We start from the raw sequence: 20,450 nt of genomic DNA, 5'->3' as shown, positions 1-20,450 counted from the left end.
CGCCCAGAGCGGAACGTGACCGGCAGCCTGACGGCGGTCAGGCGGTGGCCACGGCCAGGAGGTGACCGCTGACCCCCAGGAGCGACGGCTCCGACTCCATCCTGCGGGCGGCGTCGAGCAGCAACTCGCGCCGCTCCTCGTCGTCCAGCCAGTCGTCCACGTCGCCGTACAGCCAGAAGGCGCCCTCCAGGCCGTAGCGGTCGGGCCGCGGCAGCCCGGCGTCGGCGAACTCGCCCAGGATCTCCTCGGGATCGTGGAAGTAGCCGCGGAACCCGCCCGGCCTGCACGAGACCATCACGCCGGTCTCCAGCCCCCGGTAGTCGGCCGCACGCTGCTCCTCGTCCAGGTGGAAGCCGCGGTAGATGCCGTCGTGCACGGCCGCGAACCGGCTGATGACGGCCGCCACGACCGGCCCGCCCGGGCGCACCGCGCGCCTGGCCTCGGTCAGCGCGCGGACGCGGTCGGCCCGTTCGGGCAGGTGGTAGAGCGGGCCGAGCAGCAGCGCCGCGTCGGCCCCTCCGGAGGGGACGGGCAGGTCGCGGGCGTCGCCCAGGCGGGCGCTCACGCCGGGCAGCGCGGCGGCCTCCCGTACGTGCAGCGGCACCGGGTCGATCAGCTCGACCTCGTACCCGTCGGCGGCCAGCCACTCGGCGTGCGCGCCGGTGCCCCCGCCCACGTCGAGCACCCGGGCCGGGGCCGGCGGCAGGACGCGGCGCAGCACGTCACGCGTGCGCCAGTACTCCAGCCGGTTGCGCCCCTGCCGCAGCCGGGTCCGCTCGCCGCCCTGCTCGTAGTAGCCCAGCACCTCGGGATCCATGATCATGCGAGCCGATGCTAGCCGCAGGGCCCGTGCGGGTTCGAGGCAATATCCCGCGAGGGAGCGCCGTCGCCTGGACTGAGGAGCGTCGGGAGCGTAGCGACCAGAGCGACGAGGGAAGGCGACGGCTCCCCGGCGACCGAGCCGCCTCCACGGAGTGGAGGCCATAAACCCGTGTACTGGTGGTCGCTTGGCGCGGTCGTTACCATGACCTCGGGGACTGAATGATCGTCGAACGGCGGGGCGAGCGATGACACGGTTCGTGGCGGCGGTGAAGCAGGTCGCCCCATGGGCTGCGCAGAACGCCGACGGGGCCATCGCGCTGGTGCTCGCGATCGTGATCGGCGTCGTGGGCGTCATGCCCAACGAGATCGTGCCCGACGACGTGCAGTCCCAGCTCGTCAACGCGGCGACCCTGGTCATCATGGCGCTGGTGGCCACCGCGCTGCTGCGCGACCGCGCGCGCCAGGCCCCGGTCGAGGAGACGATCACCTCGGGCGCGCTGGCCGAGCTGCCCGTGCGCCTGGCCCGCCTGCAGGAGATCGAGGCGCTGGTCGGCAGCACCCGCAAGGCCCTCGACGCGCTCCAGCTCGTACGGGTCCTGGGCAGCAGCCAGGAGATCGCCCAGTCGCACGCGGAGGCGCGCAAGGACACCCACCGGTGGAGCTTCAAGGGCGGCACCGGCACCTACCTGCGCGCGGTCACCCTGCCGGAGTGCGTCGCGGCGGCCCGCAGGGACAAGCGCCACCTCACGGTCAGGGTCGAGGTGATCGACCCGTCCAACCTGGAGGTGTGCGAGACGTACGCCCACTACCGCCGCTCGCTGTCGGACGCCCCCGACGGCACCGGCGAGACGTGGACGACCGACCGGGCCAGGAAGGAGTCGTACGCGACGATCCTGGCCGCCTTCTGGCACCGCCAGCGCTACGGATTGCTCGACATCGCGGTGGGCCTGTCCTCGACGATGACCACCTTCCGCTGGGACGTGTCGGCCACCCGCCTGATCATGACGGTCGAGGACCCCAACAGGGCGATGACGGCGCTGGCCGGCACGTTCTACTACGAGAACTGCGACACCGAGCTGCGGCTCAGCTTCGAGCAGGCGCGGCGGGTGCCGCTGGAGATGTACAAGAAGGTTCCGCTGAGCGACGAGCCCACCATCGAGGAGGTTCAGGAGCTGTTCGAACGCATCGGGATCCCCCTGCCCAAGGCCTACAACGGGCGTGACGTCGTCGACATCGCCCGCAAGGCGTTGCGGGCGATGGATCCCTATGGCGAACCGCACGATCGAGCTGGTGCGTGATGAGCCATCACGGCGTCCAGCAGCTGGTGCTCGGGGGCGAGGCCAGGGCCTGGGCGCTGGAGACGCTCTCCTCCGGCGGCCTGAGGGCGGTGCGCCACCCCCTCGGATTCGTCTGCCTGCCGCTGGAGCGCGACGGCGGCGAAGGGGTCTGCGTCCACCTGTGGTCCGACTCGTTCGCGCACGCCGAGAGCACCACCTCGCAGATCCACTGCCACAGCTGGGACCTGGTCAGCCACGTCCTCTACGGCCAGGTGCGCAACGTCCACGCGGTGGTCACCGACGCCGGCCCGGACGCCACGCACCGGGTCTTCGAGGTGGTCAGCGGGGCCGACGGCGACCGCATCTGGCCGACCGGGCGCACCGTGCGGCACGCGACGGGCCTGGTGGAGGTGTTCGGCCCCGGCGACACCTACACGCTGGCCGCCGACCGCTTCCACAGCAGCGTCGTGCCGGAGGGCGGCGAGGCGGCCACGATCGCGCTCGGGCGGGGCCGGCCCGGCAGCCGCGACCTGTCGCTCGGCCCGCTGCACGCCGGGCCGCACCACGTGGCCAGGCAGCCCCTGGACGCCCGCGAGACCGAGCTGGCCGTACGCCTGATCACCGCTCACCTGACCTGAGAGGCATCCGATGGACCTGGATCACGCCCGCACGGTCGCCGTCGAAGCCGCCGAGGCCGCGGGGGCGCTGCTCCGGGAGGGCATGCGCGGCGTGGTCGGCGTCAGGGCCAAGGGCGAGGCGGGCGACGTCGTGACCGACCTCGACCTGGCCTCGGAGAAGCTGCTGCTGGAGCGCATCCTGACGGCGTACCCGTCGCACACGGTGATCGCCGAGGAGTCGGGGCTGGTGGGGGCCGCGGGCGGCGAGTGGACGTGGCTGGTCGACCCGCTCGACGGCACCAACAACGTGGCCATCGGCCTGCCCGCCTACGTGGTGGGCGTGGCGCTGTGCCGGGGCGGGCGTCCCGTGCTGGGCGTGGTGCACGACCCCGTCTCCGACCAGACGTGGTCGGCCGTGCGCGGGCGGGGGGCGCTGTCCGCCGCGGCGGGGTCGTCCTCGGGGGTACGCCTCGCGCCCCCGTACGCGCCGAGCCCGCACGGGCCGCTGCTGGCCTGGACCCAGGGCTACGGCGTGAGCAGGGGCGACGCGACCGTACGCGCGCTGCGCTCGGCGCTGGAGCTCAACGCGCGGCGGGTGCTGCAGTTGTGGGCGCCGCTGCTGGCGTGGGCGATGCTGGCGCGCGGCGACATCGACGGCATCGTGGGCTACCGGGCCGAGGCGGTCGACCTGCCCGCGGGCGCGCTGCTCGCCCGCGAGGCCGGCATCGAGATCAGGGCGCTGGACGGCGGCCCGTTCGAGGAGTGCATCGACGGCACCGCCGACGACCGCAGCTTCGTCGCCGCCCATCCCCGGGCCGTCCCCGGGCTGCTCTCCCTCCTCGGGCTCGACTGAGGAAAAGTCCGCAGAACATCTGTGTCCTTCGCCGATGAGTTCCGCCCCCGTTCGAGGTCTATTCAGAGAGAACGGAACAAGGGAGAGGGGCTCGACATGACCACGACCGAGCTGGCGCAGGTGCTCTTCGCGACCGCTCTGCAGCCGTCCGACCGGCTGTCCCCGTTCCAGATCCGCCAGGCCGTGGACGAGCGGCTGTGCCGGTGCGGCGGCGACCCGGCCTGGTGCGCCGCGTACGTGGCGCAGGAGGCGGGCGACCACCCCGAGACGTACGTCGTGCGGATGCGCTGGGCGCTGGACGCGGTCGCCGGCGCCTACGCGCTGGCCGCCGTCTGATCGGCTGGTCTGATCAGCTGAACCGCACCAGCGTCCACACGGTGGCGAGCAGCCCGGCCACGGCCAGGCCCGTGCCGGTGAGCAGGAAGCGGCGCATCGGGACCTTGACCTCGTGGCGGCGGCACGACTCGAACCACAGCAGCGTGGCCAGCGACGCCCACGGCGTGATGACGGGGGCCACGTTGGTGCCGGCCAGCAGGGCCAGCAACTGGTCCTGGTCGGCGGCCGGGATGACGGTCTCGACGGCCTTGTAGGCGGGCAGGTTGTTGATGGTGTTGGAGAGCGCGGCCCCGACGGCGGCCGTGCGGTAGGGGTCGCCCTCCGTGCCGACCATCCAGGTCATCAGGTCGGACAGGCCGTGCCTGCTGAGCGTGGGCACCACCAGGAACAGCCCCGTCACGAAGATCACGAGCTGCCACGGGACGAGGCTCCAGGTCAGGCGGTCGCGGGCGCGTACCAGGAAGGCCGCCACGACGATCGCGGCCGCCGCCGTGGCGGCGATGGCCACGTGCGCCTTGAGCAGCAGCATCGCGATGAACAGCAGGCAGCCGGCCGACGCGGCGCCGAACAGCACGCGGTCGGCCACCGGCTCCAGCAGCGGCGGGGTGTAGCGCAGGTCGCGCCGCTGGCCGCGGCGCCAGTAGAACACCCACAGGAACACCATCGTCACCGCGATCGAGGCGAGCTGCGGGGCCCACATGCGCGCGGCGAACTCCTGGGCGTCCAGGCCGATCTTCTCCATGCCCAGGAGGTTGGTCAGGTTGGAGACGGGCAGCAGCAGGCTCGCGGTGTTGGCCAGCCAGATCGTGGTCATGGCCAGGGGGAGGGCGGCGATGCGGGCTCGGGGGGCGAGGGCGAGCATGACGGGGGTGAGCAGGACCGCCGTCGTGTCCAGATTCAGAAAAATCGTGATAAATGACGCAAAGGCTGTGCAAAGAAAGAAAAGGGCGGCGTAGTTGCCGCGTCCGAGCACCGCCATCCTCGCCGCGATGGCATCGAAGACCTGGGCTTCCTTGGTCAGCTCGGCCAGCACGATGATCGCGACCAGGAAGATCAGCAGGGGCCCGATCTCATCGAGGCTGGCGAGCGCGTCGTCCCACGGCAGCAGCCCGGTCGCCACGAACACCACGCCGAGCACCAGCAACCCGATCCTGATCAGGTCGAGCACTCCAAGACGCCACACCCGATAGATGATCCCACAGGCTGAAAACCCGCGCCCCCACAGGGGATACTGGGCTCATGGCGCGTGACGGCAGGCCGACCGAGATCTTCGTCAGCTACTCCCCGGCCGACACGGCGTGGGCCACCTGGATAGCCTGGGAGCTCGAGGCCGCCGGCTACCGGACCATGATCCAGGAGTGGGACTTCGTGCCGGGCACGAACTTCATCGACTTCATGGACCGCGGGGTCAGCGAGGCGCAGCTGGTCGTGGCCGTGCTCTCGCGCAACTACCTGACCTCCCGCTACGGCCGGATGGAGTGGCAGGCCGCGCTGCGGGCCGACCCCGACAACCCCTCCAACAAGCTCGTCACGATCAGGCTGGAGGACGTCCAGCTCGAGGGCCTGCTGTCCACGATCACCTGGGTCGACCTGCTGGGCGTCACCGACCCCGGGCAGGCCAGGGCGCTGCTGCTGGGCCGGGTGCGGGAGGCGCTGGCGGGCCGGGCCAAGCCGGCGGCGGCGCCCGCGTTCCCCGACGGCTCCAGGGTGCCGGTGCCCGTCCCGACGCTGCCGCCGCCGGGCGAACGGGCCAGGGCGCGGCGCACGCCGGTGGCGGCGCCGAAGTTCCCCCCGACGGTGAGCACCGACCGGGGGCGCGAGTCGATCAGCGTGCTGCACATCGGCGGGCCCAGGTTCGGCAGGGCGCTGCCCGATCCGGGAGAGCCGTTCACGCCCGAGGACATGCAGGCGCGCATCTGGGCGGACCTGACCGCCATGTACGACCGGGGCATGCCGCGTCCCGACCTCATGCTGGTCACCGGCGACCTGACAGAGTCGGGCAGCCTGGGGCAGTTCGGGCAGGCGACGCGGTTCGTGACCGACCTGCGGCTGCTGATCGGGCTGGAGCAGCACCGGCTGATCCTGCTGCCCGGGCCGCGTGACGTGACCAAGGCCGCCGCCAGCGCGTACTTCATGACCTGCGAGGCCGACGACGTGAGCCCGCAGCCGCCCTACTGGCCCAAGTGGCGGCACTTCGCCGGGCTGTTCGGCGAGGTGTACCAGGGGCTGGACGACCGCGTGTTCGATGGCGGGCAGCCGTGGACGCTGTTCGAGGTGCCCGATCTGAAGGTGGTCGTGGCGGGGCTCAACTCGACGATGGCGATGAGCCATCTCGAACGGGACGCGTACGCGCAGCTCGGGGAGGCGCAGGCGGCCTGGTTCGCCGAGCGGCTGCGGCCGTACGAGGAGGGCGCGTGGCTGCGGCTGGGCGCGATCGGGCATCCGCCGGGCGAGCTGCGGGACGCGCCCACGTTCGAGCGGCTGCTGGCCCACCGGCTCAACCTGCTCTTCCACGGCGGGTCCGCTCACCGCGCCGAGGGCATGATCGCCGCCCCGCGCTCCGGGCGGCACCAGGTGGTCGAGATCACCCCTGAGGGCCTGCGGATCTGGCGGCCCGACGCCGACGAGCCCGAGCCGGTCCCGTACCGGTGGAAGGCCGTGCGGGCCACCTTCACCGGCGAGAGCCCGGCCCCCGAGCCGCCCGCGCCCAAGCCGGACGAGCGCGCGCCGAGCCCGATCGAGCTGCTGCTCGACCGGATCGCCGAGGTCTGCGAGGCCAGGCACGAGCGGGCCAGGATCCGCCGGTTCGACGCGCACCTCGTGGTCACCCACCCGGAGGACGGTTTCGTCCGCCAGACGATGATCGGCGCGCACGTGGGCGAGCTGACCGAGAGCACCGCCGACGGCTTCGTCCGCCAGGCGCACGCCACCGGCCTGGCCGCCGAGCTGGTCTACCAGGGCCCGCCCGCCTCCCGGGCGGTCCGCGACGACCTCATGCGCAAGGGGGTGCGGCTGCGCACCTTCACCGAGTTCCAGGGGCTGCTCGACCTGACCGGCTACGTCGCCGAGCAGACGGCCAGGCTGACCACCGACCGCCGCTACCCGCCCGACCTGTACGTGCCGCAGCGCTACCGCGAGCTCGACCGCCCGGGCGGCCAGGTCAAGCACGGCCTGACCGACGAGCTGATGCGGCTGCTGGCCACCGACCACGGCAGGTTCCTGCTGCTGCTCGGCGACTTCGGCCACGGCAAGACGTTCGCGCTGCGGGAGCTGGCCCGGCGCATCCCGGCCGAGCTGCCGCACCTGACGCCGATCCTGATCGAGCTGCGCGCCCTGGACAAGGCGCACTCCGTGGACGCGCTGGTGGCGGCCCATCTGGCCGGGCACGGCGAGGAGTTCATCGACCTCAAGGCGTTCCGCTACCTGCTCAGGCAGGGGCGCATCGTGCTGCTGTTCGACGGCTTCGACGAGCTGGTGACCCGGCTGACGTTCGACCGGGCGGCCGATCACCTGGCCACGCTGCTGGCGGCGGCCGAGGACAAGGCCAAGATCGTGGTCGCCAGCCGTACGCAGCACTTCAAGTCGCACAGCCAGGTGCTGACCTCGCTCGGCGAGATGGTGGGGGTGCTGCCGCAGCGGCGGGTGCTCAGCGTGGAGGACTTCACGCACGACCAGATCCGCTCCTACCTGGCCAACCGGTTCGACGACGGCGACGAGGCCAGCGCGCGCATGTCGCTGATGGGCGAGATCAAGGACCTGCTGGCGCTGGCCCAGAACCCGCGCATGCTGACCTTCATCGCCGACCTCGACGCCGACCGGCTGCGTACGGTGGCGGGCGCCCGCCACACCCTCAGCCCCGCGCTGCTGTACGACGAGATCCTCAGCTCCTGGCTGGCCTTCGAGGAGCGGCGGGCCAGGATCCCCGGCTCGGCCACGGCGTTGACCGTCGACGAGCTGTGGCAGGCGGTGACCGCGCTGGCCATGCGGCTGTGGGACACCGGCGAGTCGCTGCTGGGCGTGGACGAGCTGACCGAGATCGGCGAGACGCTGACGGACCTGTCCGACGGGCAGCTGTCGGCGGCGCACGCGGCCTACCGGATGGGCTCGGGCAGCCTGCTGGTGCGGACCGAGGACGGGATGTTCGGGTTCATCCACGCGTCCGTGATGGAGTGGCTGATCGCCCGCCACATCGCCCTCGACAACTTCGCGCTGCTGTCGCGCAGGCCGCTGTCGGCGCTGACGGTGGAGTTCCTGTGCGACCTGGCCGACGTGCGGACGCTGCACGCGTGGGCGGCCGACCCGCCGGGCGACGACGTGTCCAGGGCGAACGCGGTCAAGATCTCGGCCAGGCTGCGCACGCCGGCCCGGGCCGACCTGCGCGGCGCGAACCTCAAGGGCGAGGACCTGTCGGCCAGGGACCTGAGCGACGTCGACCTCACCGGCGCCGACCTGTCCGAGACCACCCTGGCCGGCACCAACCTGTCCAGGGCCACCCTGCGCGAGGCCAGGCTGACCGGGGCGCGGCTCGACGGCGCCGCGCTGACCGGGGCCGACCTGACCGGCGCCGACCTGTCGGGGGCGCGGCTGGCGCGGGTGGACCTGAGCGACGCGGCCGTCGAGGGCGCCCGCTGGCACCGCGCCTCGCTGATCAACGTGACCGGCACGCTGCCCCACCTGCCCGGCGCGGCGGTGGTGCCGGGCCAGCCGGTGGAGGTCGAGTTCGCCCCGGCCGGCATCGGCGTCCCGTACGGCTACCACTTCCAGACCAGCCGCCTGCCCGAGCCCATCGCCTACAGCCCCGACGGCTCCACGATCGCGATCGGCAACGAGGACGGCGGCGTGCTGCTCTGCGTCGGCGGCGCCCCCGTGCGCACGCTGCAGGGGCACCGGGGCCGCGTCTACGCGGTCACGTTCGCCCGCGCCCGCGACCTGCTGGCCACGGGCGCGAGCGACGGAGCCGTCCTGCTGTGGGACTCCCTCACCGGCGAGTGCCTGCACGCGCTCAAGGGCCACGCCGACGGCGTCTGGCCGGTACGCCTCAGCCCGTCCGGCGACCTGGTGGCGGCCGGGGGCGGCGACGGCATCGTACGCGTGTGGGACACGGCCACCGGGCAGCTCGCGCACGCGCTCGAAGGGCACCAGGCGCCCATCTACACGGCCTCGTTCGGCCACTCGGTGCTGGTGACGGGCGACGCGGCCGGCGTCGTACGCGTCTGGGACCTGACGTCCGGGCAGGTGAAGGAGACGCTCGACGGGCATCGCGGCAGCGTCTACCGCGCCGTGCACAGCCCGGACCGCCGCCTGCTGGCCACCGGCGACGAGGCGGGCACCGTCAGGCTGTGGGACACCGCCACGTGGCGGCCGCTGCACGTGCTGAGCGGCCACGCGGGCAGCGTCTACTGCGTGGCGTTCTCGCCGGACGGCTCGCTGCTGGCCACCGGCGACACGGCGGGCGCCGTACGCCTGTGGGAGGCGTCGGGCGAGTCCCGGGGCGTGCACACCACGCACGCGGCGGCCGTCTACCAGGTGACCTTCAGCCCCGACGGGCAGGCGCTGGCCAGCGGCGACTCCGGCGGCGTGCTCCGGCTCCAGCAGGTCGGCGGCGGCCGGCGGGTCGAGCTGACGGGCCACCGCAGCTCGGTCTGGCCGTTCGCGTTCCGCCCCGACGGCCAGCAGATCGCCACCAGCAGCAACGACGGCACCGTGCGCCTGTGGGACCCGGGCTCGGGCAAGTGCCAGCGGGTGCTGCGCGGCCACGGTCGGCGCATCTCGTCCGCCCGGTTCAGCGCCGACGGCTCGATGCTGGCGACCAGCGGCAACGACGGCGTCGTACGCGTGTGGGAGCCGCGCACGGGACGGCGGCTGCGGGAGTTCACCGGCACGGCCGACCGGCTCATCTCGGCCCTGTTCTCCCCCGCCGGGCCCGTGCTGGCCACCTCCAGCAACGACGGCGGCGTGCACTTCTGGAACGCCGTCACCGGCGACTACGAGCGCGAGCTGAGCGCCGAGACCGACCACGTCTGGGCCGAGGCGTTCAGCCCCGACGGCCTGCTGCTGGCCACGGCCAACGACGACGACAGCGTCAAGATCTGGTACCGCCCGACCGGGCGGCTGGCGGGCCACCTGGCCGACCACCGCGGACGGGTGCGCTCGATCGCCTTCAGCCCCGACGGCGAGTACGTGGCCACGGGCTGCGACGACCGCCTGGTGCGCCTGTGGCACGTGGCCTCCGGCGGCCGGGTCGCCACGCTCAAGGGCCACACCGACCGGGTCTACTCGGTGGTCTTCTCCCCCGACGGCCGCCACCTGGCCAGCGCCGGCAACGACGGCCGGGCCATGGTGTGGGAGCTGCGCCCCGGACAGCCGTGGCAGCCGCGGCTGGTGCACGAGCTCTGGCACGAGGGGCGGCTGTGGAGCGTGGCGTTCGACGCGACGGGCGAGCGCCTGGCCACGGGCGGCGACGACCTGGTGGTGCGCGTCTGGGACACCGCGACCGGGCGGCCGCGGCACACGCTGGCCGGGCACGCCCGCCGGGTGTGGTCGGTGGCCTTCAGCCCGGTCGCCGACCTGCTGGCCAGCGCGGGCGACGACGGCGTGGTGATCCTCTGGGAGGGCGGCGAGCGGCGGGCCACCCTGCTCGGGCTGGCCGAGGGGTGGGCGGCGCTGGCGCCCGACGGGCGCTACAAGGTCCACGGCGAGCCGGCCGGGCAGTTCTGGCACGTGATCGGGATGTCCCGGTTCGAGCTGGGCGAGCTCGACCCCTACCTGCCGGGCGTGCGGCAGGTGCCGCTCGACTCGCCCTTCTGAGCACGGGTCAGCCGCGGGCGGCGCGCCGCGTCAGCTCCTCCCAGACCTCCTCCACCCGGGCGTCCAGCTCGGCCAGCGAGCCCTCGTTGAGGATCACGATGTCGGCCACCGCCAGCCGCTCCTCGCGGGCGGCCTGGGCGGCGATGCGGGCCTTGGCGTCGGCCTCCGGCATGCCCCGGTGCTCGGCCAGGCGCCGGATGCGGGTCTCGTCGGCCGCGTCGACGACGATGACCACGTCGTACATGGGGGCCAGGTGGTTCTCCGCCAGCAGCGGCACGTCGTAGACGGTGATCGCGTCGTCGGCCGCCCGGCTCTGCAGCTCCGCCACCCGCTCCCCCACCAGCGGGTGGACGATCGAGTTGAGCGCGGCCAGCCGCTCAGGGTCGGCGAAGACGATGGAGCCGAGCTTCTCCCTGTCGAGCGCGCCGTCGGAGCGCAGCACGCCCTCCCCGAACGCGGCCACCACCCTGGCCAGCCCCGGCGTGCCCGGCTCGACCACCTCGCGGGCGATCCTGTCGGCGTCGATCACGACGGCGCCCTTGGCCGCCAGCCGCTTCGACACCTCGCTCTTGCCCGATCCGATACCGCCTGTGAGCCCAGTCTTCAACACGGGAAAAAGCCTACGGGGTCATCATCGTAGACATGAAGACGACGATCGTACGGGCCGCGCACGAGCAGGCCGCGGCCGTCGGGGACGACTGGGTCGGGCCGCAACACGTCGTGCTCGCCCTGCTGGCCGGCGACTCCCTGGCCGCGCGGGTGCTGGCCGAGGCGGGGCTGGACCGCGAGCGGGCGCTCGCCTGCCTGCCGCACCACGCCAGGCCCGCGCACGGGGCGGGCGGCTTCGCCAACCCCGCCTTCTACAAGCTGTATGGCATCGCGACCGGCCTGGCGCTGGCCGCGGGCCACCGGCAGGCGGAGCCGGAGCACTGGCTCATGGCCCTGGCCTACGACGTCGAGGAGGACCGGGGACCGACGCCGCTGCACCTGTTCGGGGTGGACCCGGCGGCGGTGGCCGCGGCGCTGCGCGCGCACGGGGTCCGGACGCCGCCGGTCGAGCCGCCCGTGCATGTGCCGTGGCGGGGCCGCCACCAGGTCATCGTGCCCGCCGCCGCCCTCCAGGGCGTGCTCGACCGGCTCAACGCCGAGCATCCGGCGGGCTCGGAGTGGCGCTGGGGATGGAACTGGGTGGACGACGACCTGGGCCGCGTCATGATCACGGCTGAGGAAGGGATCGATCTGGCCGCATACGCAGGTGGATCAGCGTCAGATGATCGTCCATCCGCTCCCGGCTCGTCTCCCGGTAGCCCAGGCGGCGGTAGAGCTTGAGGTTGGCCTCCGACAGGTGCCCTGTGAACAGGTCGAACGCCGCCGCCTCCGGCACCGCCTCGTGCAGGGCCGTCAGCAGCGCCGTGCCGATGCCCCGGCCCTGGTGGTCGGGCGCCACGACCAGGCGGCCGACCAGGCAGGTCGTGCCGGACACCTGCCCGCGCACCGCCCCGATCACGCGGCCGGCGTCGAGCGCCTTGAGCACGACGGCGCCCTCGATGACCTTGCGGATCTGCTCCAGCGACTCGATGAGCGGCGGGATATAGGGGTCGCCGTACAGCTGGGCCTCGCTCACGTAGGCCGCCCGCTGCACGGTGAGGATCTCGCCCGCGTCCGCCGTGGTCGCCCGTTCGATCAGCACGGGCAGCACCCTACCGTTCGCTCCTCACGGATACATGCCCGCCGTGAGCTCGCCGGGGCAGTCGGTGCCCTCCCGAGGCAGCGTCCCGTTGACGAGGTAGTCGTGCACGTGCGTGCGCAGGCAGGTGGCGCGGAGCCGGCTGACCCCCTGGAGCAGGTACGCGTCGCGCCCGTCGCCGTGCGACAGCACGACCGCCCCGGGGATGTCGCCCACGGGCCGGGCGCCGGTGTCCAGCCGGCCGATCCCGACCAGGACCGTGGGGCCGTGGCGCGGGTCCGGAACGTGCGGGGGCCAGCTCGGGGCGCCCTTCCTCGGGATGCCCAGGCACCGCGCGACCTCGTACCGGCCGCTCACCCATCCCAGGCGCGGCGCCACCTCGCGCAGGCGCGTCTCGATCGCGAGGAAGCGCCGGTAACCGAGGACGGCCGGCATGAAGTCGTGGCACAGCATGGCTCCCGACACGCTCTCGGGCGTGCTCACGGCGCTCAGGCTGGCCCCGGCGCCCTCCCCTGCCTGGGAAGCCATCGCCGCCAGCTTGGTCGCATCGCCCTCCCTGGCCTCGGACATGGCCCGGGCCAGTTCCGGCCACCGTCCCGGGGCCAGCCCGGCGTGGACGGACGTCGCGAGGCGCCGGGCGCTCACCGTACGCCCGGGGCCCGCGTGCAGGGGCGTGCGGCGGCTCAGGGCGTCGTAGACCTTCACGGCGTCGGCGGTGGCGAGCGGGCACCCGAAGTGCCGGCGGCACCAGTCGCGGAAGGAGAACAGCTGCGCCTCGGCCGCCCGCGCCTGGGCGGTCAGCCGCTGTGCCAGGTCGGGCTCGGTGTGGTCGGGCCCGCCTTCCAGGTACATCCGCCCGACGTGGTGCGGGAACAGCTCCAGGTACGCCTGCCCGTACACGGCCCCGTAAGAGGAGCCGAAGTACCGCAGCCGGGGCTCCCCCAGCTCGGCACGCAGAGCGTCGAGGTCGTGGGCGACCTGCCAGGACGTGAGCCCGTCGTAGGCGGGTCCGGCGGCGGCGCGGCAGCTGCTGTCGTAGGCGGCGTTGTCGCGGGCGTAGGCGCGCCAGCCGGCCCGTCCCTGGGCGAGGACGAGGCGCAGCGGGTCGGGCCGCGCCACCGCGCACTGGACGGCGGCCGCGCTCCCCCGGTCGCCGGCCCCGCGCGACTCGACGAGCACCACGTCGAACCACCGGGTCAGCTCGCTCACGCCCTCCGGCTGGGCGCGCACGCCCTGGACGGTGGAGGCCGCGCCGGTGTTCACCACCAGGAAGCCACGGCTGTGCTGCGGGTCCTGCGCGGGCATCCGCGCCAGGTCGATCTCGGTACGGGGGCCGTGCGGCCTGGCCCAGTCGACGGGCACGGACAACTTGGCGCACTGCAACCCGTCGCCGCAGTCCTGCCACTGGGGAACGGCCGCGCCCTTGACCGCCGGCGAAGCGGTGGCCGCGACCGCCAGCGCGGCCGAGGCAAGGATGATCACCCGCTGAACCATGCCCAATGTGTCGCCCCTGGGAATCGATCGTGGTGTCAACAGCGCAGGTCAGTCTGTCAGCGCCGATCGTCGCGGGCGGGGGGCTCGCCAACACCCAAGGTAAAATCTCCGACCCCCGCACCAACTCGCCCGAAAAGCCCCACGCCACACACCCACAGCGTGGTTGTCGGGCAGGCCGCTCACCCCCCGCCCCACGCGCCCGCCTTCGGCTCCGCACCCCAACGGCACGGCTGCGACACCCCCGTGCGGGCCTCTGCGGCACGGTGCGAGCGGCGCGCCGCGGGCCCCGGTGTCATCCCACCGCACGGGTGCCGCGACGCGCAGGTGGCGCCCACGGCGTCTCAGGACCCCCGCCCGGACGCCCAGCACCTCTCCCCCGGTCCTCGGCAGCCGTGCGCACGGACAGCCGGGCGCGCCCAAGCCGGGCGCAAACCCTCGGCGTGGGGCAGGCAGGCGGAAGGCCCCGCACCGCGAACGGTACGGGGCCTTCCGGAGTTAAGGCTGTGCCTCAGCCGGACCCGAGGGTCAGCTCTGGCCGCCCGCGAGCTTCTCGCGCAGGGCCGCGAGCGCCTCGTCCGAGGCGAGGGCGCCACCGGCCGGGGCCGAGGAGGAGGCGCCGGCCGGAGCCTGCGTCTCGCCGCTGTAGGACGAGGGAGCGGCCTCGCCGGCCTCCGCCTCGGCCTTGCGGGCCTCCTCGATCTGCTTGCGGTGAGCCTCGAAGCGCTGCTGGGCCTCGGCGTACTGCCGCTCCCACTCCTCACGCTGCTTGTCGAAGCCCTCGAGCCACTCCCCGGTCTCCGGGTCGAAGCCCTCGGGGTAGATGTAGTTGCCCTGGTCGTCGTACGTGGCCGCCATGCCGTACAGGGTCGGGTCGAACTCGACCTCGGCCCCGACGCCCTCGTTGGCCTGCTTCAGCGAGAGGCTGATGCGGCGACGGTCGAGGTCGATGTCGATGATCTTCACGAAGATCTCGTCGCCGACCTGGACGACCTGCTCCGGGATCTCCACGTGGCGCTCGGCCAGCTCGGAGATGTGGACCAGGCCCTCGATGCCCTCCTCGACCCGGACGAACGCGCCGAACGGCACCAGCTTGGTGACGCGGCCCGGCACGACCTGGCCGATCTGGTGGGTGCGGGCGAACTGCTGCCACGGGTCTTCCTGGGTCGCCTTGAGCGACAGGGAGACGCGCTCGCGCTCCATGTCGACGTCGAGGACCTCGACCGTGACCTCCTGGCCGACCTCGACAACCTCGGAGGGGTGGTCGATGTGCTTCCAGGACAGCTCGGACACGTGCACCAGGCCGTCGACCCCACCGAGGTCGACGAAGGCGCCGAAGTTGACGATCGAGGAGACGACGCCCTTGCGGACCTGACCCTTCTGGAGGGTGTTGAGGAACGTCTGGCGAACCTCGGACTGCGTCTGCTCGAGCCAGGCACGGCGCGACAGAACCACGTTGTTGCGGTTCTTGTCGAGCTCGATGATCTTGGCCTCGAGCTCGCGGCCGACATACGGCTGCAGGTCGCGAACGCGGCGCATCTCCACCAGGGACGCCGGCAGGAAGCCTCGCAGGCCGATGTCGAGGATGAGACCACCCTTGACGACCTCGATGACGGTGCCGGTGACGATGCCGTCCTCGTCCTTGATCTTCTCGATCGTGCCCCAGGCGCGCTCGTACTGCGCGCGCTTCTTGGACAGGATCAGGCGGCCCTCTTTGTCCTCCTTCTGGAGAACCAGGGCTTCGACGTGCTCTCCGACTTCCACGACGTCAGCTGGGTCGACATCGTGCTTGATGGAAAGCTCGCGCGAGGGGATGACACCCTCGGTCTTGTAGCCGATATCGAGAAGAACCTCGTCTCGATCGACCTTGACGACGGTGCCCTCGACGATGTCGCCGTCGTTGAAGTACTTGATGGTCTCGTCGATCGCCGCGAGGAAGGCTTCCTCGGACCCGATGTCGTTGACCGCTACCTGCGGGGTGCTCGAGGTGGCCTCAGTGCTGGACGTCATGTGTGGAATTGCTCCGAACGCGGACAGGATGTCGATGTGGCGGATGCGCGGCAGGCCCTCTTCCGCATCAAGCCGAGGAATTACGACATCGACGTGACCGAGCGCGAGCCCGCTCCGTCTGAGGCGCGCGCGAGCCCACAGCGCAGCGATCAGCATATGAGACCATCGCCACGGGGTCAATCCGGGGAGCAATCAATACGCGATGACCTGCAGTCCGCGCTTGGCGTCGATTTTACCTCGCAGTTTCTCCGGTATGGAGATGCGGGCCGGGTCGCCGTCGGAGACATAGCGCTCGCCAGGGTGCTTGTCCAGCCATTCCAGCCAGTACTGCGAGCACCACTTGCGGCACTCGCCCTTCTTGCCGTTGCTCTGGATGCGCTGGATGGCTCCCCGGTCGAATTTTTTCGCGTAAGGCGAAAGCGACGGCTCCGCACCCGCGAGGAACACGCCGGCGAAATCATACCGGGTGCCGTCCCAAGTCCCGGTACGGGCGAGCTTCTTCGGCCGGGGCATCGACCCGAAGGGCAGGGCCATCGTCCGCGACGGCGGCACGCCGAGCTTCTTGAGCAGGCGTTCGAGCCGGACGATCTGCTCGCGGACCTTCTTCTTGCGCAGCACGCGCAGGTTGGGGTGGTTCCAGGTGTGGTTGGCCACCTCGTACCCGTGGTCGACCAGCCACTTGACGGCGGCCGCCTGGGACTCCCGGTCGGTCAGCCCGAACGGCTCCTTGTTGATCCAGAAGGTGGCGACCGGCCGGAACCCCGGATATTTCCTGGCCACTTCCTGGAGGACGGCCACGGCCGTGCCGGCCTTGGGGTTGCCGTTCGCGTCGAGCGCGAAGTGGCTCGGGTGCCCGTCGTCGAACGTCAGCACGACCGGGAACTTCCCCGCCGGCACCTTGATGTCGCCGGTGGCGAAGTCTCTGGCGGTGATCGGCACGTAGCCCTGCTCGGCCAGCTTCTCCAGCTCTTTCCTGAGCTGGTCGGGCGTCCTGTCGATCGAGGCCAGGCGCTTGGCGAGGATCCGGTGGTACATCAGGACCGGCACCAGCCCGGCCTCGTTGGCGTGCACCTGCCGGGCGAACTCGGGCGTGGCCACGACCCCGGGCGGCTCGCCCACCGGCGCCTGGCTCGGCGGTGCGACGCTGCCCTGGACCTTGGCCACGTCCTTCGGCCGGGCGTGGGGGCGCTGCTCGGACGGTAAGAGGCTCAGGCCGACGACGGCCACCGTTACCACCACCACGTTGGCGATGCCGATGATCCGCGTGAGGGACGCTGAAATCCGCACAGAGCTCCTGGCCGCCTAGTGAAGTTTGCTCCAGGTTATCGAAGGAGACGATCAGTCAGTGCCCGGCGTCCTCCCATGTACGCCCGACGCCGACGGAGACCTCCAGCGGGACGCGCAGGTGGTAGGCGGCGTTCATCTGGTCGCACACGAGCTGCTTGAGCTGCTCCAGCTCCCCTGGCGCGACCTCGAAGACCAGCTCGTCGTGGACCTGCAGCAGCATCCGGGAGGCCAGCTTCTCCTCGCGGATGGCCTGGTGGACGTTGAGCATGGCGACCTTGATGATGTCGGCGGCCGAGCCCTGGATGGGGGCGTTGAGCGCCATCCGCTCGGCCATCTCGCGGCGCTGGCGGTTGTCGCTGGTGAGGTCGGGCAGGTAGCGGCGGCGGCCCATGATCGTCTCGGTGTAGCCGTCGGTGCGCGCCTGCTGGACGATGGCCTGCAGGAAGTCGCGCACGCCGCCGAACTCGGTGAAGTATTCCTCCTTGAGCGCCCGCGCCTCCGCGACCGGGATGTTGAGCTGGCCGGACAGCCCGAAGTCGGACAGGCCGTAGGCCAGGCCGTAGTTCATGGCCTTGATGCGGGCCCGCAGCTCGCCGTCGATCTGCTCGGGCGGCAGGTCGAACACGCGCGCGGCGGTGGCCTGGTGGAAGTCGTGGCCCGACTCGAAGGCCGCGATCAGCGACTCGTCGGCCGACAGGTGGGCCATGATGCGCAGCTCGATCTGGCTGTAGTCGGCCGTCAGCAGCGTCTCGTAGCCCTCGCCGACCACGAAGCCCTGCCGGATGCGGCGGCCCTCGGCGGTGCGGATCGGGATGTTCTGCAGGTTGGGCTTCTCGGAGGACAGCCGGCCGGTGGCGGCGATGATCTGGTTGAACGTGGTGTGGATGCGCCCGTCGTCGGAGATCTCCTTGATCAGGCCCTCGACGGTGGTGCGCAGCTTCTGCTGGTCGCGGTGGCGCAGCATGATCGTCGGCAGCTCGTGCTCGGTCTGCGTGGCCAGCCAGGCGAGCTGGTCGGCGTCGGTGCTGTAGCCGGTCTTGATCTTCTTCGTCTTGGGGAGGTTGAGCCGGACGAAGAGGATCTCCTGCAGCTGCTTGGGCGAGCCCAGGTTGAACTGCTCGCCGACGGAGCGGTGGGCCTCCTCCACGGCGTGCTTGACCGCGGCCCCGAACTCTGCCTCCAGGCCCGCGAAGTATTGGCCGTCGACGGCGATGCCCGCCCGCTCCAGCTCGGCCAGCACGGTCAGCAGGGGCAGCTCGACGTCGGCCAGGAGCTGGGTGCCGCCGCGCCCGGCCAGGAAGGTCTCCAGGGAGTCGGCCAGCTCGCGCACGGCGTGGGCGCGCAGCGCGAGGTCCTTGGCCGGGGCATCCTCGTCGTCGCCGAACAGCGCGGCCTGCCCCGTGGACTCCTCCTCGGCCCGCAGGTCGCGGTGGAGGTAGCGCCGGGCGAGGTCCTCGAGCGCGAACGTGCGCTGCCCCGGCATCGCCAGGTAGGCCGCCAGCGCGGTGTCGCAGCTCAGGCCGCGCAGCTCCAGGCCCTGCGCCCAGAGCGCCAGGATGGGCCCCTTGGCGTCGTGGACGGCCTTGGGCCTGCTCTCGTCGCCCAGCCAGGCCCGCAGGGCCGCCTCGTCGGCCTCGGTGAGCTTGACGGGGTCGATGTGGGCGGCGGTGCCGTCGGGCGAGGCGATGGCGATGGCGTCGATGCGGCCGGTGCCGCTGCCGTAGGCGCCCTTGAAGGCCAGCCCGGCCCGGCCCGCGGGCATCGCCGACAGCCAGCCGGCCACCCGGTCGGGGCCGAGCAGCACGGTCTCGACCTCGAAGCCCTGCTCGGGCTCCTGCTCGCCGGTGCCGAGCACCTTGAAGACGCGCTCGCGCAGCTCGCCGCGGATCTGCAGGGAGTCGAACAGCTTGTTGATCTCCTCGCGGTCCCAGGAGCCCTGCGTGAGGTCGCCGAGGTCGACGTCGAGCGGGACGTCGCGCAGCAGCTCGGTGAGGCGCCGGTTCATCAGCACCTGGGCGACGTGCTCGCGCAGCTTGTCGCCGACCTTGCCCTTGACCTCGTCGACCCGGTCGACCAGCGCGGTCAGCGAGCCGAACTCGCGCACCCACTTGGCGGCGGTCTTCTCGCCCACGCTCGGGATGCTCAGGAGGTTGTCGCTGGGGTCGCCGCGCAGGGCCGCGAAGTCGGGGTACTGCTCCGGCGTCAGGCCGTACTTCTCCACCACGGCCTCGGGCGTGAACCTGGTCATGTCGCTGATGCCGCGCCGGGTCATCAGGACGGTGACGTGCTCGTTGACCAGCTGCAGCGCGTCGCGGTCGCCGGTGACGATCAGCACGTCCATGCCCTCCCCGTGCGCGCGGGTGGCCAGCGTGGCGATGAGGTCGTCGGCCTCGAAGCCCGCCTTGGACAGGCGCGGGATGCGCAGGATGTCGAGCAGCTCGAAGATGAGCTGCATCTGACCGCGGAAGTCCTCCGGCGTCTCGCTCCGGTTGGCCTTGTACTCGGAGTAGGCCTCGTGGCGGAACGTCGGCTCCGACCTGTCGAAGGCGACCGCCACGTGGGTCGGCTGCTCGTCGCGCAGGACATTGGTCAGCATCGAGGTGAACCCGTAGACCGCCTCGGTGTGCTGACCATCGGTGGTCATCAGGTTGGCGTCCTTGAGCGCGTAAAAAGCGCGATAGGCCAGGGAATGCCCGTCAAGCAGCAAGAGGCGCGGGCGGCTGGGGGTCACTTCACTCTTCGGCACACACGCAGCCTAGTCTGCGTCTGCGACAGAAAACCTGAGCTCGGAAGAGTGGAGACGTCCCTTTGACGCAGACCAACCCCCTGGACTTCTCGGTGCTCGGCGCCGTGCACGAGGGCACGCTGGCCGACCGCATGGGCATCGAGTTCCTCGAGGCCGGCCCCGAGCGGGTCGTGGGCCGCATGCCGGTCGAGGGCAACACCCAGCCCTACGGCCTGCTGCACGGCGGGGCCTCGGCGGTGCTGGCCGAGACGCTGGGCTCGGTGGCGGCCGCCATCCACGCGGGCCCCGAGCGCATCGCCGTGGGCATCGAGATCAACGCCACCCACCACCGCTCGGCGACCGCCGGACACGTCACGGGCGTGGCGACCAGGCTGCACGGCGGCCGGACGCTGGCGACGTACCACATCGAGATCACCGACGAACAGGGCAAACTCGTCTGCACCTCTCGTCTCACTTGCATGCTCCGCGACAGGTGAAACTCCTGTCCCTTTGCGCGCCGCGCCCGTACGTCATACGG

At 72.0% G+C, this 20,450-nt stretch carries 15 protein-coding genes; 7 read left to right on the top strand and 8 right to left on the bottom strand.

What is annotated here, in order from left to right:
• Positions 1-37: 37 nt before the first annotated feature.
• Positions 38-823 (bottom strand): class I SAM-dependent methyltransferase, encoded by a 786-nt coding sequence (locus HD596_RS32785; RefSeq protein WP_185073101.1) that lies wholly within the window; start codon positions 821-823, stop codon positions 38-40.
• Between the two features lie 244 nt (positions 824-1,067).
• Here HD596_RS32785 and HD596_RS32780 point away from each other — a divergent pair, with 244 nt between their 5' ends.
• From HD596_RS32780 to HD596_RS32765, 4 genes are all read left to right on the top strand, one after another.
• Complete coding sequence (locus tag HD596_RS32780) at positions 1,068-2,120, top strand: hypothetical protein (RefSeq protein WP_221519623.1); 1,053 nt, start codon at positions 1,068-1,070, stop codon at positions 2,118-2,120.
• Positions 2,120-2,737, top strand: coding sequence for a hypothetical protein (locus HD596_RS32775; protein WP_185073100.1), 618 nt, complete (start codon positions 2,120-2,122; stop codon positions 2,735-2,737). Before HD596_RS32780 ends, HD596_RS32775 begins: the two co-directional genes overlap by 1 nt.
• 10 nt (positions 2,738-2,747) lie before the next feature.
• Entirely contained in the window at positions 2,748-3,569 is an 822-nt protein-coding gene (locus HD596_RS32770; protein WP_185073099.1) for an inositol monophosphatase family protein, read from the top strand.
• 96 nt (positions 3,570-3,665) lie between these two features.
• Positions 3,666-3,905: a hypothetical protein gene (locus HD596_RS32765; RefSeq protein WP_185073098.1), complete on the top strand. Its 240-nt coding sequence runs from the start codon at positions 3,666-3,668 to the stop codon at positions 3,903-3,905.
• 13 nt (positions 3,906-3,918) lie between these two features.
• Here HD596_RS32765 and HD596_RS32760 read toward each other — a convergent pair whose 3' ends face one another.
• Positions 3,919-5,088 (bottom strand): ArsB/NhaD family transporter, encoded by a 1,170-nt coding sequence (locus HD596_RS32760; RefSeq protein ID WP_185073097.1) that lies wholly within the window; start codon positions 5,086-5,088, stop codon positions 3,919-3,921.
• Between the two features lie 56 nt (positions 5,089-5,144).
• Here HD596_RS32760 and HD596_RS32755 point away from each other — a divergent pair, with 56 nt between their 5' ends.
• Complete coding sequence (locus HD596_RS32755) at positions 5,145-10,712, top strand: TIR domain-containing protein (RefSeq protein WP_185073096.1); 5,568 nt, start codon at positions 5,145-5,147, stop codon at positions 10,710-10,712.
• Between the two features lie 7 nt (positions 10,713-10,719).
• On the opposite strand, the gene coaE is transcribed toward HD596_RS32755, so the two are convergent.
• A complete protein-coding gene (gene coaE, locus HD596_RS32750) occupies positions 10,720-11,322 on the bottom strand; it encodes a dephospho-CoA kinase (protein WP_185073095.1) in 603 nt (200 codons plus the stop codon).
• A 32-nt stretch (positions 11,323-11,354) separates the two neighbouring features.
• Here coaE and HD596_RS32745 point away from each other — a divergent pair, with 32 nt between their 5' ends.
• On the top strand, positions 11,355-12,041 hold the full coding sequence (locus HD596_RS32745) for a Clp protease N-terminal domain-containing protein (protein ID WP_185073094.1): 687 nt from the start codon (positions 11,355-11,357) through the stop codon (positions 12,039-12,041).
• Here the strand turns inward: HD596_RS32745 and HD596_RS32740 are convergent.
• The 5 genes from HD596_RS32740 to polA form a co-directional block, all read right to left on the bottom strand.
• Positions 11,929-12,399, bottom strand: coding sequence for a GNAT family N-acetyltransferase (locus HD596_RS32740; protein WP_185078853.1), 471 nt, complete (start codon positions 12,397-12,399; stop codon positions 11,929-11,931). The genes HD596_RS32745 and HD596_RS32740 overlap by 113 nt on opposite strands.
• Before the next feature lie 27 nt (positions 12,400-12,426).
• Positions 12,427-13,881, bottom strand: a complete 1,455-nt coding sequence (locus tag HD596_RS32735) for an alpha/beta fold hydrolase (protein ID WP_185073093.1) — start codon at positions 13,879-13,881, stop codon at positions 12,427-12,429.
• Positions 13,882-14,418: 537 nt separating this feature from the next.
• A complete protein-coding gene (gene rpsA, locus HD596_RS32730; RefSeq protein WP_185073092.1) occupies positions 14,419-15,900 on the bottom strand; it encodes a 30S ribosomal protein S1 in 1,482 nt (493 codons plus the stop codon).
• Positions 15,901-16,092: 192 nt separating this feature from the next.
• Complete coding sequence (locus tag HD596_RS32725) at positions 16,093-17,187, bottom strand: polysaccharide deacetylase family protein (RefSeq protein WP_185073091.1); 1,095 nt, start codon at positions 17,185-17,187, stop codon at positions 16,093-16,095.
• Positions 17,188-17,242: 55 nt separating this feature from the next.
• Entirely contained in the window at positions 17,243-19,933 is a 2,691-nt protein-coding gene (polA, locus tag HD596_RS32720; protein WP_185073090.1) for a DNA polymerase I, read from the bottom strand.
• A 131-nt stretch (positions 19,934-20,064) separates the two neighbouring features.
• Here polA and HD596_RS32715 point away from each other — a divergent pair, with 131 nt between their 5' ends.
• On the top strand, positions 20,065-20,409 hold the full coding sequence (locus HD596_RS32715; RefSeq protein WP_185078852.1) for a PaaI family thioesterase: 345 nt from the start codon (positions 20,065-20,067) through the stop codon (positions 20,407-20,409).
• Positions 20,410-20,450: the final 41 nt, after the last annotated feature.

This window comes from Nonomuraea jabiensis (assembly GCF_014204795.1).
In the GTDB taxonomy this organism is placed as follows: Bacteria; Actinomycetota; Actinomycetes; order Streptosporangiales; family Streptosporangiaceae; genus Nonomuraea; species Nonomuraea jabiensis.
This window is presented reverse-complemented; position numbering and strand designations above follow the sequence as displayed.

Bases quoted from the DNA above. Each gene is read 5' to 3' on its own strand.
- HD596_RS32715 (WP_185078852.1), top strand. From the start codon at position 20,065: ATGGGCATCGAGTTCCTCGAGGCCGGCCCCGAGCGGGTCGTGGGCCGC.
- rpsA (WP_185073092.1), bottom strand. From the start codon at position 15,900: ATGACGTCCAGCACTGAGGCCACCTCGAGCACCCCGCAGGTAGCGGTC.
- HD596_RS32770 (WP_185073099.1), top strand. From the start codon at position 2,748: ATGGACCTGGATCACGCCCGCACGGTCGCCGTCGAAGCCGCCGAGGCC.
- HD596_RS32780 (WP_221519623.1), top strand. From the start codon at position 1,068: ATGACACGGTTCGTGGCGGCGGTGAAGCAGGTCGCCCCATGGGCTGCG.
- HD596_RS32755 (WP_185073096.1), top strand. From the start codon at position 5,145: ATGGCGCGTGACGGCAGGCCGACCGAGATCTTCGTCAGCTACTCCCCG.
- HD596_RS32765 (WP_185073098.1), top strand. From the start codon at position 3,666: ATGACCACGACCGAGCTGGCGCAGGTGCTCTTCGCGACCGCTCTGCAG.
- HD596_RS32775 (WP_185073100.1), top strand. From the start codon at position 2,120: ATGAGCCATCACGGCGTCCAGCAGCTGGTGCTCGGGGGCGAGGCCAGG.
- HD596_RS32745 (WP_185073094.1), top strand. From the start codon at position 11,355: ATGAAGACGACGATCGTACGGGCCGCGCACGAGCAGGCCGCGGCCGTC.
- HD596_RS32785 (WP_185073101.1), bottom strand. From the start codon at position 823: ATGATCATGGATCCCGAGGTGCTGGGCTACTACGAGCAGGGCGGCGAG.